The following is a 16262-nucleotide window of genomic DNA, read 5'->3' as shown; positions in this document are numbered from 1 at the left end:
TCATGGCAGCACTGAGCATCCGCGCGCTGTCCAAGCGCTACGCCAATCTGGAGGTGCTGAAGGACATCGCGCTCGACATCGAAAGCGGCGAATTCACCGTGCTGGTCGGACCGTCCGGCTGCGGCAAGTCCACGCTGCTCAACATCGTCGCCGGGCTCGACCACCCGAGTGCCGGGACGATCGAGATCGGCGGGCGCGTCGTCAACGACGTCGCGCCGAAAGACCGCGACATCGCGATGGTGTTCCAGTCCTACGCGCTCTATCCGTCGATGACGGTGCGGCAGAACATCACCTTCGGCATGGAATGCCGTCACGTGCCCAAGGCCGAGCAGGACAAGGCGGTCGCCAATGTCGCAAAGCTGCTGCAGATCGAGACGCTGCTTGGCCGCAAACCGTCGCAGCTCTCCGGCGGCCAGCGCCAGCGCGTCGCGATGGGGCGCGCCTTGGTGCGCGATCCCCTGCTCTTCCTGTTCGACGAGCCGCTCTCCAATCTCGACGCCAAGCTGCGCGTCGAAATGCGGATGGAGATCAAGCGCCTGCACCAGCGCATCGGCGCCACCATCGTCTATGTCACCCACGACCAGATCGAGGCGATGACGATGGCAACGCGGATCGCCGTGATGCATCAGGGCCGCGTCCAGCAATTCGCCGACCCCGATACCGTGTACCGCTATCCCGCCAATCTGTTCGTCGCGCGCTTCATGGGCTCGCCGCCGATGAACACCATCCCGGCACGGCTCGAGGCCGAAAATGACGGGCTGGTGGTCGTGATCGGCGCGGGCCGGCCGGACGAGATCCGCCTCCGCCTGAAAGATTATGCCGGCGCAGCGCCCTTTGTCGGGCGCGACGTGGTGTTCGGGATCAGGCCTGAATGCATTGCCGAGGGCAGCCGCGCGTTTTCGACAGACGCCCCCGTCCTCGTCGACGCGCCCGTGGACATGGTCGAGCCGACCGGCGCCGAGACCATGGTGTCGCTGCGCCTCGGGGGCGAGCCCGCGATGGCGCGCATCTCGCCCGATATCCGGCCCGCGCCGGGCGCGACCGCGTCCTTCGCGCTCGACACCCGCCGCATTTGCCTGTTCGACCCCGAGACGGAGCGACTGATCGCATGACCAAGACGAGCTATGCCGGCCTCGCGGACCGCGTGGTGCTGATCACCGGCGGCGCCAGCGGCATCGGTGCCGCCTTCGTGCGCGCCTTCGCCGCTCAAGGCGCCCGCGTCGCGCTCCTCGATATCGACGAGGCGGCGGGCAAGGCCCTGGTCGACGAGGTTGCCGCAGCGTCCGGCGCAGCGCCGCTGTTCGTGCCCTGCGATCTCCTGGACATCGAAGCCTTGCGCGCCGGCATGGCAGAGATCCAGCGCGCGCTCGGCAACGCCGCAGTGCTCGTCAACAACGCCGCCAACGACCAGCGCCAGGTGCTGGCGGAGGTGACGCCCGCCGAGTTCGACTGGATGGTCGGCGTCAATTTCAAGCACGTCTTCTTCGCCGCGCAAGCGGTGGTGCCGCAGATGCAGGCGCGCGGCGGCGGCTCGATCATCAACATGTCCTCGATCGCCTGGATGCGCGGCGCCCCGGCGTTGCCGGTCTATGCCGGGGCAAAAGCCGCGATCGTCGGCTTCACTAATTCGCTGGCCCGTTCGGTCGGCCCCGACCGCATCCGCGTCAACGCGATCGCCCCCGGCATGGTCGTCACCGAACGCCAGCGCCGGCTGTGGTATCCGGACGAGCAGGTCATCACCGAGATGCGCGCGCGCCAGGCCATTCCCGATGCGGTCACGCCCGAGGACATTGCCAGCATGGCGCTATTCCTCGCCTCAGATGACAGCCAGCGCATCACTGGACAATGTTTTCGGGTCGATGCGGGATTGGCGTAGGATCGCAGCAAATTGTGTCGGGTCCGCTTTATTCTTCGAAGCGGACGTGAAGCGTATGTTGACGCAAGTCGTCCTTGGGCCAAAAGGGCCTCGTCTTAAACCGCGCGTCGCTTCGCGATTTGGACTGCGGCCGAGGATAAGGCACGATTATGGCCGACAGCCAGCTCGCACAAGCATTCTTCCCTTGCCCGCCGCTGGTGTTTGGTCGCGATGTGCGGGAGGACGAGGCGATTGGATATCCCTCGGGGAAAAGACAACCAGGAATGCCCGCTCGCCACTTAGTCTTCCGACAGTCCGGCCTTGCGCAAGCCTTCGGCAATACGCATCCGCTGTCTGAGGCAGGTTGGATGGGCTGTTGGTGAGCTTGCGTGGAATTGGGAGAGAGTGAAGTTCGGATCGAGGACCAGTCCTGCCTGCATCGAATCCCGTGCCTCCTCGATCCGCCCGAGATGAGCCAGTGCCGCCGCCAGATAGAAGTGAACGAACGCCGCGACATTTCGGTTCGTCTCGATCGACCGCTTGAACCAGTTAGCCGCCGCTTCGTCGGCTGCAAGATATGACTGCGCGATTCCTGCAGTATTCATCCAGCTGGAGGCGCGGTTGTCTCGGGGCGAGAGCCGGAATGCATTCATAATGCAAGCCTCGGTTTCCTCGGCCCGGCCGAGATAGCATTTGCCAAGTCCAATCCACGCGTGGGCGGCGGCCAGATTTCGATCCAGCGCCAGTCCGCGCTCGCATTCGGCGATACCCCGGTCGGCGCGGTTGGTGAAGATCTGGGTCACACCCATTAAGCAATGGGCCATCGCATGATTTGGCGTTTGTACAAGTATCTTGATCAAGGACGCCTCGACTGCCAACAGGCGCGCGGTTCGGTCGCCGGTCATCACGGAGGTCCCCCTCATGGCGTCGACGAACGCCATACCGATCATGGCTTCAACGTTCCCGGGATCGAGGCGGATAGCCTGTTCGAAGAACGGGCGCGCTTGCGACAGACTTGTGGGATCCGACCCCCGGTTCGCATACGCCATGCCTTGGAAATAGAGGTCCATCGACGCCGGATGGGGCGCCCGCGCCGCGCGCCGCGCCTCCGCAGTTACCAACTCTGTACCAAGCTCACCGGCAAGACGCGAGCCAATCTCATCCTGCATGTCGAAGAGATCGCCAATCGGTTTGTCGAATCGGTCCGCCCACAGATGATTACCGGTTTCTGCATCGATCAATTGGACGTTGATCCGCATGCGGTCCCCACCACGCTGAACGGAGCCGTTGAGCACATAGCGAACGCCGAGTTCCCTGCCGATCTGCTCCAGATCGATCTGCTTTCCCTTGAAGGTGAAGGCCGTATTGCGGCCTATCACGAAGATACCGGCCATTCGCGATAGATCCGTTGTCAGGCTCTCGGTAACGCCGTCGACAAAATATTCCTGTTTGGGATCAGGACTCAAATTGGCGAACGGCAGGACGACAAGCGAGGGCTTTTCAGGCGCGTGGAGGGCGGATCTTAGTACGATGCTCGCCGCGGCCGCGCTCGGCGGCTCGTGTATTTCACGCACCGTGCCGACGAAACGAAACCCCTTTCGCGGAAGGGTCTTGATGAGGCGCTGTTCATCTCCGGAATCTCCAATCGCCTTCCGCGCCGCATTCACGCGGGTGGTGAGTGCTTCATCCGAAACGACACGGCTATCCCAGACGGCGGTTATGATGTCGTCCTTGCTGACGACACGTTCCCGATTGCCGATCAGGTAGTCGAGCAAGTCGAACACCTTCGGCGCGATAGCGATCATCTCGGCTCCGAGACGCAGCTCGCGCCGGTCGGTGTCAAATACATAATCATCAAAGAGATAGCGCAAGGCAATCCCCGCACCGCTTCAATCGTCACTGACCTGAGACCGCATCGGACGCCAATAGTAGGCGGATGGTAAGGAAAAAGTAAGCCGGAGATCAGGCGAGGAGCCAGATCCGAAGTAAAGTCTGTGCGGAACATCCAGATGAGTTCAGGAAACCGTCGATGATTACGCGCCGTGACTTGTTGACCGTATCGGCGGCTGGCGTCGCGATCTCGGTTGCTGGTCTTCCCCGGGCGGTCGCACAACCGCTCAAAAAAACCGTGCACATCCTGACGGGCTTCACGCCCGGGCTGCTCGATGCCTTGGCGCGGCTCGTCGCAGGCCAGATGAAGGACTATGCTGAAACGATCGTGGTCGAGACCCGGCCAGGAGCAGGCGGTCGTGTCGCAGTCGAGGCATTGAAGACGGCTGATGCCGACGGATCGGTCATGCTGATCGCGCCGCTCGGATTCATAATGTTCTTTCCACACGTCTACAAGAAGCTCAGATACGAGCCGCGAGATTTTACCGCGGTGTCGACCGTCGCCTCGACCCCCACATTGCTGACGATAGGTCCGAAGGTACCAGGTGAGGTGAAGACCCTCGACGATTTCGTCGCCTGGTGCCGGGCTAATCCAAATCAGTCCACATTCGGCACGCCCGGTGCCGGGACCACGCTGCATTTCCTCGGCACAACGCTAGGGCGCACCGCTAAGTTCAATTTCCTTCACGTGCCTTATCAGGGCAATGGCGCGATTCAAGATCTCCTGAAGGGCGAGATTTCATCCGCTTTTATGCCAATCGCAAGCTCACTGGGCCTCGTCCAATCCGGAGAAATTCGCGCGCTGGCGACTACGGGCCCGCGTCGCAGCCCGTTTGTTCCGGCGGTGCCGACGATGAGGGAGGCTGGCTATCCGTCGCTCGAGGATCTCACTTGGTATGGGTTCTTCGTTCCCGCGGCGACGCCGGCAACCATCGTCGAAAAGCTCAATGCTTCTATCCAGGCGGCGCTGCGTAGTAATGAAGTTAGATCCGGCATGATCAAATTAGCTCTTGAACTCGACGCGATCTCCATGAGTGACTTTGCTCAACTGATCGCGTCCGAATCCGAACGCTGGAAAACAATCGTACAAGCAAGCGGGTTCTTGCCGAGTGATTGAAGAGCCGAGAAGCCGCAAGCGGCAATCTATCTGTACTTCCGAGGCCGACGTACCGACCTGCTCCAGTTCACAGCAATCGTGGGAATACATGAGGCGATCAGAATCCATCCATGATCTCGTGCAGTCGCATCGCATCACTGCGGTGATCTATGCGGCGGCAAAGCTCAATCTCGCCGAAGCCACCGGCGGGGAGGCGAAATCGGTGGCCGAACTCGCGAGCCTGGTATCCGCCAATGAGAGCGCGTTACGCAGGCTGCTCATCGCCCTGACAACGCTTGGTATCTGTAGGCAAGAAAGCCTTGACAGGTTTGCCATCACCGATCTCGGTCGGCAGCTCGACCGGGATGGCGATCCGTCTTTCAAGGACTGGGTTATCTTCGAGGGCGAAATGCTCATGCGGTCCTGGAGCGGTTTGCTTGACTCGGTCCGCACCGGCGCGACTGCGACGCAATTGCGTGGCGATGGCGACGATCGCTATGCGGCAGCCGGCGTTCCACCCGAATGGACACGCCAGTTCAACGCAGCAATGGTGAGCCTCACGCGGTCAATTGTTCCAAAGATCATCGCGTCCCATGATTTCGCGCCCGCCCACATAGTGATGGATGTCGGCGGCGGCACCGGCGAGTTGATCGGCGGGTTGCTTCAGCACACCCCGCATCTTGAAGGTGTTGCGTTCGATCTAGTGCGCTGCGAAGCACAGGCGCGAGCGCGTTTCGAACAGCTCGGTATCGCCGGTCGCGGCCGATTCGTCGCTGGCAATTTCTTCGAAACAATTCCGAGAGGAGCCGATACGATCTTGATGAAAAGCATACTTCACAACTGGAAAGACGATCGTTGCGAAACAATTCTACGCAATTGTAGGGATGCATTGCCTGCCAGCGGGACCTTGATCGTGATCGAACGGATCATGCCGGAGCGCGTCACAGCCAGACCGGAGAACCGATCTTGCGCCATGAGCGACCTCAATATGCTGCGGGGACCAGGCGGCCGCGAGCGCACCGAAGCCGAGTATCGCAAACTGGCCGCATCGGCCGACTTCACGTTCATCGGGACGAAGGACATTGGCATATTCAGTCTCATTCAATTCAGAAAAGGAGAGAACTAGAAGAGACTCCCGTTGCCATGATGCTGCTGGGGGATAGCGAAGACGACGCTGGTCTGTTGCGGATTTCCGCTTCGAGTCAAAAGCCGCCAATTGCGCTCAAACCAAGCGATTTCCGCTCGGCCGCTGCCAGCCGACGCTTGCAATGCGCCTAGCTTAGTCTGCCGCCCTTGCGCATCGTAGCGAGCACGATGTCGGCCGCAAGCACGCTCGGTGACCTGTTGCCGGTCGACATGATCCGGTCGAGCTGGGCAAAGGCCTCGACCTGCCGCCGGCGCAGCGGGGAATCCGTCAGCACATCGCGAAGCGCCGGCGCCAGCTTCTCCGGCGTGCAGTCCTCCTGCAGATACTCGGGAATGACGTCCTCACCGATCACGAGATTGGCGAGGATCACCGAGGAGACGCGGATCGCGCGGCGCAGGATGAAGGCCTCGACCGCGCCGACGCGATAGGCAGTCACCATCGGAATGCCCGACAACGCGAGCTCTAGCGTCACCGTACCGGATTTGGCCAGCGCTGCACGCGCGATGCGGAATACGGCGCGCTTCTCGTTCTCCCCGGTCACGATCCTCGGTTTGACCGGCCAGCTCGCGATGCCTTCGCGGATGGTGGCTTCCAGATGCGGCATGGTCGGCAGCACCAGCTCGAAGGTGTGGCCTTCCGCCTGCAGGCGGCCGAGCGTTGCGCCGAACACGTCGAGATGGTGCCTGACCTCGCTGCGGCGGCTGCCGGGCAGCACCAGCAGCACCGGCGGCTCGCCGTCGCGGCGTGCCTGCTCGTCCGCGTTCGGCCGCAGCGAGGACAATTGCTCGACCAGGGGATGGCCGACATAGCTGCATGGCGGCCCGCCGAGCTTGCGGTATTCCTCCGGCTCGAACGGCAGCAGGCCGAGAACGTGGTCGACATAGCCGAGCATGGTCCGCGCCCGCCCCGGCCGCCACGCCCAGAGCTGCGGCGAGACGTAATCGACCACCGGAATCGCGGAATTCTTCGCGCGCACGCGGCGGGCGACGCGATGGGTGAAATCGGGACTGTCGATGATGACGAGCGCGTCCGGCGCAGCTTCGAGCACGGCGTCCGCGGTGTCGCGGATCAACCGCAGGATCTTCGGCAATTGCTGCACCACTGCGGCGAAGCCGACGATCGACAGCTCCTCGATCGGAAACAGCGATTCCAGCCCTTCGCGCGCCATGGTGCGGCCGCCGACGCCTGCGAACTCGACGCCGTCGCCGAGGCGCTGGCGCAGCACCTTCATCAAGGCGCTGCCGAGCCGGTCACCGGATTCCTCGGTGGCGATCAGGAAGATCCTGCGCTTGGGATCGCGGGATTGCATCACGCCGGCAGGCCGATGACGAAGAGGTATTTGGCATCGGCGAGCGTGATCATCGCCTGCGGCTCGGCCGCGATGGTGTTGCCGGCAATGACGGCGATGCCGGCGAGGCCCGCGGCGGCGACACCTTCGAGCGTGCGCGGGCCGATCGTCGGCAGGTCGAAGCGCAGATCCTGGTTGCTCTTCGGCGCCTTCACCAGCACGCCGCGGCCCCTAGCTGCGCGAATGCGCCCCTCCTCGCGCAGCCGCGCGACGCGCGCCAGCAGCGCGTCGGTGCCCTCGATGTCCTCGACCGCGACCACATGGCCGTCGATCACGACAGCAGCCTGGCCGATGTCGAACGGGCCGAGCGCGGCCAGCACCGCACGGCCGCGCTCGATGTCTGTCTTGCTGTTGTCGTTCGGCCAGGCGCGGCTGATGCAGCCCTCGGGCATCAGCAGGTCGGGTGCGACGTCCTTGATGCCGACCATGCGGAAGCCGTCCTGCTCGAGGATGCGGCCGACGCCGGACAACAGATGATCGTCGCCGCCGCGAAAGGCGCGGATCACGTTGCCGAGCAGGCGCAGCGTCTTGACGTCGAACCGGATCTCCGAGAGCGAGGGCCGCACCAATGTGCCGATGAAGATCAGGTCGCGGCAGCCTTCCTCGCGAAACAGCCGCATTGCGCGGCCGAGCTGGCCGACCGAAATCCAGCGGTGACGGAATTTCTCAAGCCGCGCCGGATCGCAGGCCCCCCGCAGCGGAAACAGCACCGGCGTGATGCCGCGGGCGGCAAGCGAGTCGGCGACCGCGAACGGCATCGCGCCGCCGCCGGCGACGATGCCGACCGGCGATGCGATCTCCGCAGCCGCCGATGTCATGCCCGCGGCCATCCCAAAATCACTTCGCGATGGCGGGAAGGCAGAGCGGGCGTTTGCCCTTGCCGATGAAGTCGAGGATTTCGGCGATCGCCGGATCTTCGCCCGCGAGCGGCCGGGATGCCTCCAGCCGCTCGGCGAAGGTGCCGGGGCCATGGAAGAGCTTTTGGTAGAATCCGCGCACCGTCGCCAGCCGCTGCTTGGTGAACTTGCGCCGCTTCATGCCGATGATGTTGAGGCCCTCGAGCACCGCGTATTGGCCGTTGACGAGACCGAACGGGATGATGTCGTCGCGCACGCCGCAGACGCCGCCGACCATGACCTGCGGTCCGATGCGGGTAAACTGGTGCACCGCGGACAGGCCGCCGATGAAGACGAAGTCGCCGATCTCGGCGTGACCGCCGAGCGTCGCCGAGGTCGCGAAGATCACGTCATTGCCGACATGGCAGTCATGGCCGACATGGCTGCAATTCATGAAGTAGCCGCGATCGCCGACCGTGGTGATGCCGCCGCCGGCGACCGTGCCGGCGTTCATCGTCACGGATTCCCGGATGGTGCATCCCGATCCGATCGTGAGCTTCGTCAGCTCGCCACGGTAGCTGAGCGACTGCGGCGGCGTGCCGAGCGAGGCGAACGGGTAGATGGTGCAATCATCGCCGACGGTCGTCTGCGCTGTGACATGCACATGCCCGATCAGCTTGCAGTTCGCGCCGATCACGACGTTCGGGCCGATGATGCAATAGGGCCCGATCTCGGTGCCCACGCCGATCACGGCGCCGTCCGCGACCCGTGCGGTGGGATCAATCTTGCTCATCAAGCAATCTTACTCGTTAGGAAGCTCTGATTATGTATTGAAGTCGCTCGGTTTTCCGGTGGTTAGCGCGTCTATGCCCGATCTGTCCAGTGACGTATCATCTCTGCCTGTTTCAAGTATCGGATGAGGCAGCCGTCCCGGTCCGTCAACACGTTCATGCGGAGCTTCAACACTCGTGGTCAGGGCCTTGGCACTTCTGCTTGCACAGCTTGCAACCGCGCCGATCGTCTCGGAAACCGTCGAGACCGTCGATCGCCGGCCCATCGACCTTGCGACATTCGAATGCCGCGACATCAGTCGCAGCACGGTGCTTCAACGCGTCTGCTATGACCGCGCACAGCATGACCTCGTCGTTGCGACCGGCGGCTCCTATGCGCGCTATTGCGGCGTCGCGGCCGAGACGGTCGACAGCCTTCTGGGCGCGCCGTCCATGGGCCAGTTCTTCAACCGGCAGATCAGGCGCGAGGCCGCCGGCGGCCGCTACGATTGCAGCGCGTGAGGCCCAGCTTGCCGCCGAAGCCGCCTCAGTCCGTCAGCATGGCGCCGACATCGGCTTCCGCAACCACCTGGCCGTTGACCTTGGCATCGCCGTGAAACCACCACATGGCCTTGCGGCGGCCAAGCGAGCGCATGTGGTACTCGATGGTATCGCCGGGCAGCACGGGCTTGCGGAACTTGCACTTGTCGATGGTGAGGAAATACACCGCGCGGGGTTTCTCGGTGCCTTCGACCGACTTGATGCCGATCACGCCCGCCGTCTGCGCCATCGCCTCGATCATCATGACGCCGGGATAGACCGGGCGCTCCGGGAAATGCCCCTGGAAGGCCGGCTCGTTGAAGGTGACGTTCTTGATGCCGATGCCGCTGTAATCGGCGCGGATGTTGATCACGCGGTCGATCAGCAGCATCGGAAAGCGGTGCGGCAGGGTCTGGAGGATCGCATTGATGTCCACCAGCTCGAACTTCACAGGTGATTCCGCCGTCATTCCCGTCCCTCGTCCTTCGCATCGGCCTTGCTGTCGCGTACCAGACGCTCCACCGCGATGATTTCCTTGAACCATTGCTTGGTCGGTTTGGCAAAAAATCCACCCCAGCGTCCGCCTGCCGGGATGTCGTCCTTGACGCCGCTCATCGCAGTGACCTGGGCTCCATCGCCGATCTTGAGGTGGTTGTTGATGCCCACCTTGGCTCCCAGCGCCACGTTGTCGCCAATGGTCAGGCTGCCGGCGAGACCGATCTGAGCCGCCAGCAGGCAATTCCGGCCGATGGTCACATTGTGGCCGATCTGGACCTGATTGTCGATTTTAGTGCCCTCCCCGATCACGGTGTCGCGCAAGGACCCGCGATCGATGGTGGTGCCGGCGCCGACCTCCACATGGTTCTGGATCAGCACGCGGCCGGTCTGAGGCACTTTCAGGTGGCCCTCGGGGCCGAAGAAGATGAAACCGTAACCGTCCTGACCGATCGAGCAGCCCGGATGGATCAGCACGTCGTTGCCGATCAGGGCGCACTGGATGGCCGTGCGGGCGCCGACATTGCAGTCCCGGCCGATCTTGACCCCGGGGCCGATCACCGCGCCGGCGCCGATCACCGTGCCGCTGCCGATCTCGACGTCCGGGCCGATGACCGCCAGGGGCTCGACGATGACGTCGTCCTCGATCCGGGCCGAGGGATCGATGATGGCGGACGGTGCGATCCCCTCGATGCCGAACCAGGACTGCGGGCGCAGCGCATCGGCGTGCCATTCCCGTGCGATCCCGACGAAGGCGCGGAACGGCTGCGCCACCCGCAGCACGGCCACGTGGGCAGGCACCTGGGCCTCGAAGCGCGGGCTCACCAGGCAGGCCCCGGCACGGGTCGCTTTGAGCTCCCCGATGTATTTGAGGTTGTCAAAAAAGGCCAAGTGCATCGGGCCAGCTTCGTCGAGCGAAGCAAGGCCCGTGATGATCTGGTCGCCCCTCGACGGGTCGATCAGCTGCGCCTTGGTCTGCGCGGCGATGCCGGCCAGCGTCGAGGCCGGCGGCTTTTTGAAGAAGGTCGGCTGCGCCATTCCACCCCGTCGCGGTCCGGCTTCGGCATGAAGCGGTCAAGCCGCATCATGCCCCATCTCTTGGAATGGCACGATCCCTTTCGGAAACCGGCTCCATTGATCCGGATCGTGCCGTGCTGATCGAATTAGAACGTGGTGCCGCCGCCGAACCGGAACTCCTGGACGCGGTCGTACTTGCCCTTGCTGAGCGGCACGGCGTAGTCGAAGCGCAGCGGACCGAATGGCGACTGCCAGATCAGACCGACACCAACCGACGAGCGGACGACCTTGCTATCGTCATAGACGAGGCCGGTACAGGTTCCGGTGCTCGACGGATTGATGGTCGAGGGGATACAGCCGGGAGCGTTGACCTCGTTGGTCGTGGTCCAGCTGGTCGGTCCCTTATAGTCGTAGAGGCCGCCGGCGTCGGCATAGACCGCACCCTTCAGACCCACTTCCTTCGGCAGGAACCAGAACGGCATCTGCAGTTCGAGCGAAGCGCCCCAATACTTGGTGCCGCCGAGCGCATCCTGCGTGCCGTAGGGGTTCAAGTCGCGCGGGCCGATGCCGTTCGGGGCAAAGCCGCGGACGAGGTTCGAGCCCATCTGGAAGTGATCGAGCATGCGCAGATCGCTGCCGATCTTGTTCAGCATGCCGCTCTGCACGCGGACGAGGCCGACGATGTCAGACACCAGCGGAGTGTAGTACTTCGCGTCGACCACGGACTTCAGGTAGGAGACGTCGCCGCCGACGCCGGCGAAATCCTGACGGAAGTCGACGAGCAGACCGTCGGTCGGGTTCTTGTTGTTGTCCAGCGTGTTGTAGGTCAGCGTGTAGCCGAGCGCCGAGGTCAGGGTCTTGCCATTGGCAAGCTCCTTGCGCACCGGCAGCGAGGCTTCACCGTCGCTGTAGCAGCCGAGGCCGTTGGTCCCGCTCAGGTCGATGCCGTTGACGGCGGCAAAGGCCGGGCTCGGGTTGAACGCCGCGGTGCCGATGTTGTTGTTACAGTTCGCCAGATAGTACGGCAGCGTGATTTCCTGCCGGTAGATCGAGTAGCGCAGCTGCAGCGACAGATCCTCGCGCAGCGAGAAGCCGAGGCGCGGCGAGAAGCCGAGCGTCTTGGTGCCGTAGGAGATGTAGCTGTTGGACTTCTGCTCACGCTGATAGAGGTCGAGGCCGAGCGCGACGCGGTAGTCGAGCAGATACGGCTCGACGAACGACAGCGAGTAGCCGCGTGCATACTGACCATAGGTCACCGACGCCTTGGCGAACAGGCCGCGGCCGAGCAGGTTGCGCTCGGAGATCGAGACTTCGGCCAGCGCGCCGTCAGTGGTGGAGTAACCGCCCGAGATCGAGAAGTCGCCGGTCGATTTCTCTTCCATGTCGACGATCAGGACCACGCGATCGCTCGACGAGCCGGGCTCCGTCGTGATCTTCACGCTCTTGAAGTAGTCGAGGTTCTTCAGGCGCCGTTCGGCACGGTCGACCAGGGCGCGGTTGTAGGCATCGCCCTCGGAGATGTCGAACTCGCGGCGGATCACATAGTCGCGGGTGCGGGTGTTGCCGCGCAGGTTGATGCGCTCGATATAGGTGCGCGGGCCCTCGTCGATGTTGAACACCACGGAGACGGTGTGCGCCTCGAAGTTGCGGTCGCCGCCGGGACGGACCACGGCGAAGGCGTAACCGCGGCGCGAGGCCTCGATCTGCATCTCCTCGACCGACTTCTCGACCGATTCGACGTTGTAGAGCGAGCCGGCATGGACGCGCGAATAGCCGCGCATCGAGGTCGGATCGAAGTTCGGAATGCTGGAGCGGAAGTCGACCGCGCCGACGCGGTACTGGGCGCCTTCCTCGATCTTGAAGGTGACGTTGAAGCCCTTCTTCTCCGGATCGTATTCGGTGAGCGCGGCCACCACCTGGACGTCGGCGTAACCGTTCTTGAGATAGAAGCGGCGGATCAGGTCGCGGTCGGCTTCAACGCGGTCGGGATCGTAGATGTCGCCGCTGGCGAGGAAGCTCAGCAGGTTCGATTCGCGGGTCTTGATGACGTCACGCAGGCGATAGGACGAGAACGCGCTGTTGCCGACGAATTCGATCGACTTGACGCCGGTCTTGGCGCCTTCCTCGACCGTGAAGATGAGGTCGACGCGGTTGTTCGGCTGCTCGATGATTTCGGGCGTGACGCGCACGTCGTAGCGGCCGGACCGGCGATAGATTTCAGCGATTCGCAGCGTGTCGGACTGCACCATGGCGCGCGAGAAGGTGCCGCGCGCCTTGGACTGGACCTCAGTGGTGAGCTGCTCGTCCTTGATCTTCTTGTTGCCCTCGAAGGCGACGCGGCCGATCACCGGGTTTTCCACCACGGAGACGATGATCTGGCCGCCGGCACCACGGTTGATCCTGACGTCCTGGAACAGGCCGGTCTCGATCAGCGCCTTGAGGCCGTCGTCGATTGCGGCTTGATCCAGGCGACCGCCCGGACCCGGCTTGAAATAGGAGCGGATGGTCTCCACCTCGACGCGGCGATTTCCTTCGACGGAAATCGACTGAACGGTCTGAGCGAGCGCAGACGAAGACACAAAAACAGCCCCGACCGGGGCAACCACCGGCGCGCCGAACATGATCAGGGTTGCGAGCAAGCCCCCCCGGAGTCGCAGTCCAAACTTCATCGCGCAACGCGCCCTTATCATTCCGAGCCAGACCCAACCCCAACGCCGGTCTGGAAGATTCCCCAAGTCGAGGCCGCTTGTAGCCAATTTCACCGACGCCGCAAACGGCCGAAAGCGTCGTGATTTCAATTTCATTCCAAGACGTTGCTCAACAGCAACGCCACAAAAAAGCCGCCATCAGGATGCCGCCATCCGCAGGATGTCGTTGTAGGTCGCAAACACCATCAACATCAGCACCAAACCGAGCCCGATTCGGAACCCCATCTCCTGAGTCCGCTCGGACAAGGGCCGGCCGCGGACCACTTCAGCCGCATAGAACATCAGGTGGCCGCCATCGAGCAGCGGAATCGGGAACAGGTTCAGCAAGCCGATCGACACCGACAGCACCGCGCACAGGTTGATCACGAACTGGAACCCGGCGCTGGCCGCCTGCCCCGACATCTTCGCGATTCCCAGGACGCCGCTGACCTCGTTGGGGTTGCCGTTACCGACGAACAGCGAGCCCAGGAACTTGAAGGTGCTGGTGATAATGAACCAGACCTGCTCGACCCCGATCTTGAGCGCCTCGCCGATGCCGACCGGCGCGGTCGAGGCCTCGCCGGCCTGCGATTTGTGCTCGACGCCGAGCACGCCCAGACGGTGACTGTTGCCGAACGGATCCTTGCGCTCGAGCAGCGCCGGCGTGGCCGTCAGCGATACGATGGTACCGTCCCGCTTCACCTGGAAGGCAAGCGCTGAACCGGCGTTCGTCGCAACGATTCGCTGCATGTCGGCAAAGCTCTCGATCGGCTTGCCGTCGATCTGGACGACGACGTCCCCGACCTTGAAGCCGGCCGCCGCCGCAGCACCGTCGGCGACGATGCCGTCGACGCGCGCGATCGTGCTCGGCTTGCCGTAATACAGGGCCATGCCCGCGAAAATCAGCGCGCCCAGGATGAAATTGGCGATCGGTCCGGCCGCGACGATGGCGGCGCGCGGGGCGACCTTCTTGTGGTGGAAGCTGCCGGCGCGCTCCTCAGCCGACATGGCCGCAAGCGTCTGCGCGGACGGGGTCGAGGCCTCGCTCTCGTCGCCGAAGAACTTGACGTAGCCGCCAAGCGGGATCGCCGAGATCTTCCAGCGGGTGCCGTGGCGGTCGTTGAAGCCGACCAACTCAGGTCCGAAACCGAGCGAAAAGGTCAGGACGCGCACGCCGGCCCAGCGCGCGACCAAAAAGTGGCCGAGCTCGTGGAAGAACACGACGATCGTCAGGACGAACAGGAAGGGAACCGCGTAGCCGAGGAGCCCATGGCTCAACGTATTGAAACTATGGGTAAAAAAGTCGATCATCGAATTCCCTCATCCAGCGCCGCAAGGCCCTGGCCCCGAACCATCTAGGATGCCTTTAAGGCAATTTGAGGCAATAGGGCGGCAGCTTTATTTCGCGCAACATGGTCAACAGAGATTGCATCATCGGCTGACGTCATGGGGGCCTGGTTCCCTTCGCGGATCCAGTCGTTTAGCGTCGCCTCCACCAGCCGGGCAATGGCCCCGAACCGGATCTTGCCGGCGATGAACGCGGCCACCGCAACCTCGTTGGCCGCGTTGTAGACGGTGGTGGCCCCCTTCCCGGTCCGGAGCGAGTCGAAAGCCAGACGCAGCCCGGGGAAGCGCTCGAAATCCGGCGCCTCGAAAGTCAGCTGGCCGATCTTGGCCAGATCCAGCTTCGCCGCCGGCCCCTTGATGCGGTCGGGCCAGCCGAGGCAATGCGCGATCGGCGTACGCATGTCGGGCGCGCCGAGCTGGGCCATCACCGACCGGTCGGAGAACTCGACCATGCCGTGGATGATCGACTGCGGATGCACGAGCACGTCGATCTCGTCGGGCGTGAGCGCGAACAGATAGGAGGCTTCGATCACCTCGAGCCCCTTGTTCATCATGGAGGCCGAATCGATCGTGATCTTCTGGCCCATGCTCCAGTTCGGGTGCTTCAGGGCCTGCTCGAGCGTGGCCTGCTCGATGTCGGCCGGCTTCCAGGTGCGGAACGGGCCGCCCGACGCCGTGATGATGACGCGGACCAGTTCATCGCGATTGCCGGATGCCAAGGCCTGGAACAGCGCGTTGTGCTCGGAATCGGCCGGCAGGATGCACGCGCCCGCCTTGGCCGCCCGCTGCATGAAGAAATCACCGGCGCAAACCAGGCATTCCTTGTTGGCCAGCGCCACATGCGCGCCGCGATCGACCGCGGCGAGTGCCGGCTTCAATCCGGCAGCGCCGCTGACGGCCGCCATCACCCAATCGGCCGGGCGAGCGCCGGCCTCGATCACGGCACTTTCGCCGGCCCCGCATTCGGTGCTCGTGCCCGCGAGTGCAGCCTTGAGCTCAGCGAGCTTGGCGGTGTCGGCGACCGCGACGTAGCGCGCGGAAAATTCCTTCGCGAGCTTTGCCAGCGCCGCGACATTGCTGTTCGCCGTCAAGGCTTCGACGCGATAGCGCTCGGGCGAGGCGCGCAGGAGGTCCATCGTGCTGTCGCCGATCGAGCCGGTGGCGCCCAGCACCGTGACGCTGCGGACGGACGTCGCCGCAGCCTTGTTGTTTCGCAATGGGACTGCGCTCATAA

Annotated in this window: 14 protein-coding genes; 5 read left to right on the top strand and 9 right to left on the bottom strand. The window is 63.6% G+C overall.

Annotated elements, in window-relative coordinates; genetic code table 11:
- Positions 1–2 precede the first annotated feature (2 nt).
- On the top strand, positions 3–1112 hold the full coding sequence (locus XH83_RS16120; protein WP_194407905.1) for an ABC transporter ATP-binding protein: 1110 nt from the start codon (positions 3–5) through the stop codon (positions 1110–1112).
- The gene (locus XH83_RS16115; protein WP_194407904.1) at positions 1109–1876 is read left to right on the top strand and encodes an SDR family NAD(P)-dependent oxidoreductase; all 768 of its coding nucleotides are present in this window, start codon (positions 1109–1111) and stop codon (positions 1874–1876) included. The genes XH83_RS16120 and XH83_RS16115 overlap by 4 nt, the downstream gene beginning before the upstream one ends.
- Before the next feature lie 278 nt (positions 1877–2154).
- Here the strand turns inward: XH83_RS16115 and XH83_RS16110 are convergent, their stop codons facing one another.
- On the bottom strand, positions 2155–3726 hold the full coding sequence (locus tag XH83_RS16110; protein WP_194407903.1) for a winged helix-turn-helix domain-containing tetratricopeptide repeat protein: 1572 nt from the start codon (positions 3724–3726) through the stop codon (positions 2155–2157).
- Between the two features lie 158 nt (positions 3727–3884).
- Here XH83_RS16110 and XH83_RS16105 point away from each other — a divergent pair, with 158 nt between their 5' ends.
- Together XH83_RS16105 and XH83_RS16100 are read left to right on the top strand one after the other, a co-directional pair.
- Positions 3885–4862, top strand: a complete 978-nt coding sequence (locus XH83_RS16105; RefSeq protein WP_194407902.1) for a tripartite tricarboxylate transporter substrate binding protein — start codon at positions 3885–3887, stop codon at positions 4860–4862.
- Between the two features lie 88 nt (positions 4863–4950).
- Complete coding sequence (locus XH83_RS16100) at positions 4951–5967, top strand: methyltransferase (RefSeq protein ID WP_194407901.1); 1017 nt, start codon at positions 4951–4953, stop codon at positions 5965–5967.
- A gap of 148 nt (positions 5968–6115) precedes the next feature.
- On the opposite strand, the gene lpxB is transcribed toward XH83_RS16100, so the two are convergent.
- Genes lpxB through lpxA form a run of 3 tightly spaced genes read right to left on the bottom strand, consistent with a single transcriptional unit; the run spans position 6116 to position 8965 of the window.
- A complete protein-coding gene (lpxB, locus tag XH83_RS16095) occupies positions 6116–7300 on the bottom strand; it encodes a lipid-A-disaccharide synthase (protein WP_194407900.1) in 1185 nt (394 codons plus the stop codon).
- Positions 7297–8154 (bottom strand): LpxI family protein, encoded by an 858-nt coding sequence (locus XH83_RS16090; protein WP_194407899.1) that lies wholly within the window; start codon positions 8152–8154, stop codon positions 7297–7299. The genes lpxB and XH83_RS16090 overlap by 4 nt, the downstream gene beginning before the upstream one ends.
- 19 nt (positions 8155–8173) lie before the next feature.
- The gene (gene lpxA / locus XH83_RS16085; RefSeq protein ID WP_194407898.1) at positions 8174–8965 is read right to left on the bottom strand and encodes an acyl-ACP--UDP-N-acetylglucosamine O-acyltransferase; all 792 of its coding nucleotides are present in this window, start codon (positions 8963–8965) and stop codon (positions 8174–8176) included.
- 175 nt (positions 8966–9140) lie between these two features.
- Between lpxA and XH83_RS16080 the strand changes: the two genes are divergently transcribed.
- On the top strand, positions 9141–9464 hold the full coding sequence (locus XH83_RS16080; RefSeq protein ID WP_194407897.1) for a KTSC domain-containing protein: 324 nt from the start codon (positions 9141–9143) through the stop codon (positions 9462–9464).
- A 25-nt stretch (positions 9465–9489) separates the two neighbouring features.
- On the opposite strand, the gene fabZ is transcribed toward XH83_RS16080, so the two are convergent.
- From fabZ to dxr, 5 genes are all read right to left on the bottom strand, one after another.
- Entirely contained in the window at positions 9490–9951 is a 462-nt protein-coding gene (fabZ, locus tag XH83_RS16075; RefSeq protein WP_024341283.1) for a 3-hydroxyacyl-ACP dehydratase FabZ, read from the bottom strand.
- Positions 9948–11015, bottom strand: a complete 1068-nt coding sequence (gene lpxD, locus XH83_RS16070) for a UDP-3-O-(3-hydroxymyristoyl)glucosamine N-acyltransferase (RefSeq protein WP_194407896.1) — start codon at positions 11013–11015, stop codon at positions 9948–9950. Before lpxD ends, fabZ begins: the two co-directional genes overlap by 4 nt.
- A 125-nt stretch (positions 11016–11140) precedes the next feature.
- The gene (bamA, locus tag XH83_RS16065; protein WP_194407895.1) at positions 11141–13663 is read right to left on the bottom strand and encodes an outer membrane protein assembly factor BamA; all 2523 of its coding nucleotides are present in this window, start codon (positions 13661–13663) and stop codon (positions 11141–11143) included.
- Positions 13664–13840: 177 nt separating this feature from the next.
- The gene (gene rseP / locus XH83_RS16060; protein WP_194407894.1) at positions 13841–14992 is read right to left on the bottom strand and encodes an RIP metalloprotease RseP; all 1152 of its coding nucleotides are present in this window, start codon (positions 14990–14992) and stop codon (positions 13841–13843) included.
- 44 nt (positions 14993–15036) lie between these two features.
- The gene (dxr, locus tag XH83_RS16055) at positions 15037–16260 is read right to left on the bottom strand and encodes a 1-deoxy-D-xylulose-5-phosphate reductoisomerase (RefSeq protein WP_194407893.1); all 1224 of its coding nucleotides are present in this window, start codon (positions 16258–16260) and stop codon (positions 15037–15039) included.
- Positions 16261–16262 lie beyond the last annotated feature (2 nt).

The organism is Bradyrhizobium sp. CCBAU 53351, from assembly GCF_015291745.1.
Classification (GTDB): Bacteria; Pseudomonadota; Alphaproteobacteria; order Rhizobiales; family Xanthobacteraceae; genus Bradyrhizobium.
The sequence above is the reverse complement of the archived record's forward strand: the minus strand, read 5'-3'. Positions and strand labels throughout refer to the sequence as shown.

Coding starts and splice junctions, on each gene's coding strand:
- XH83_RS16120 (WP_194407905.1), top strand. CDS start 3: ATGGCAGCACTGAGCATCCGCGCGCTGTCCAAGCGCTACGCCAATCTG.
- XH83_RS16115 (WP_194407904.1), top strand. CDS start 1,109: ATGACCAAGACGAGCTATGCCGGCCTCGCGGACCGCGTGGTGCTGATC.
- XH83_RS16105 (WP_194407902.1), top strand. CDS start 3,885: ATGATTACGCGCCGTGACTTGTTGACCGTATCGGCGGCTGGCGTCGCG.
- XH83_RS16100 (WP_194407901.1), top strand. CDS start 4,951: ATGAGGCGATCAGAATCCATCCATGATCTCGTGCAGTCGCATCGCATC.
- XH83_RS16090 (WP_194407899.1), bottom strand. CDS start 8,154: ATGACATCGGCGGCTGCGGAGATCGCATCGCCGGTCGGCATCGTCGCC.
- lpxA (WP_194407898.1), bottom strand. CDS start 8,965: ATGAGCAAGATTGATCCCACCGCACGGGTCGCGGACGGCGCCGTGATC.
- fabZ (WP_024341283.1), bottom strand. CDS start 9,951: ATGACGGCGGAATCACCTGTGAAGTTCGAGCTGGTGGACATCAATGCG.
- lpxD (WP_194407896.1), bottom strand. CDS start 11,015: ATGGCGCAGCCGACCTTCTTCAAAAAGCCGCCGGCCTCGACGCTGGCC.
- bamA (WP_194407895.1), bottom strand. CDS start 13,663: ATGAAGTTTGGACTGCGACTCCGGGGGGGCTTGCTCGCAACCCTGATC.
- rseP (WP_194407894.1), bottom strand. CDS start 14,992: ATGATCGACTTTTTTACCCATAGTTTCAATACGTTGAGCCATGGGCTC.
- dxr (WP_194407893.1), bottom strand. CDS start 16,260: ATGAGCGCAGTCCCATTGCGAAACAACAAGGCTGCGGCGACGTCCGTC.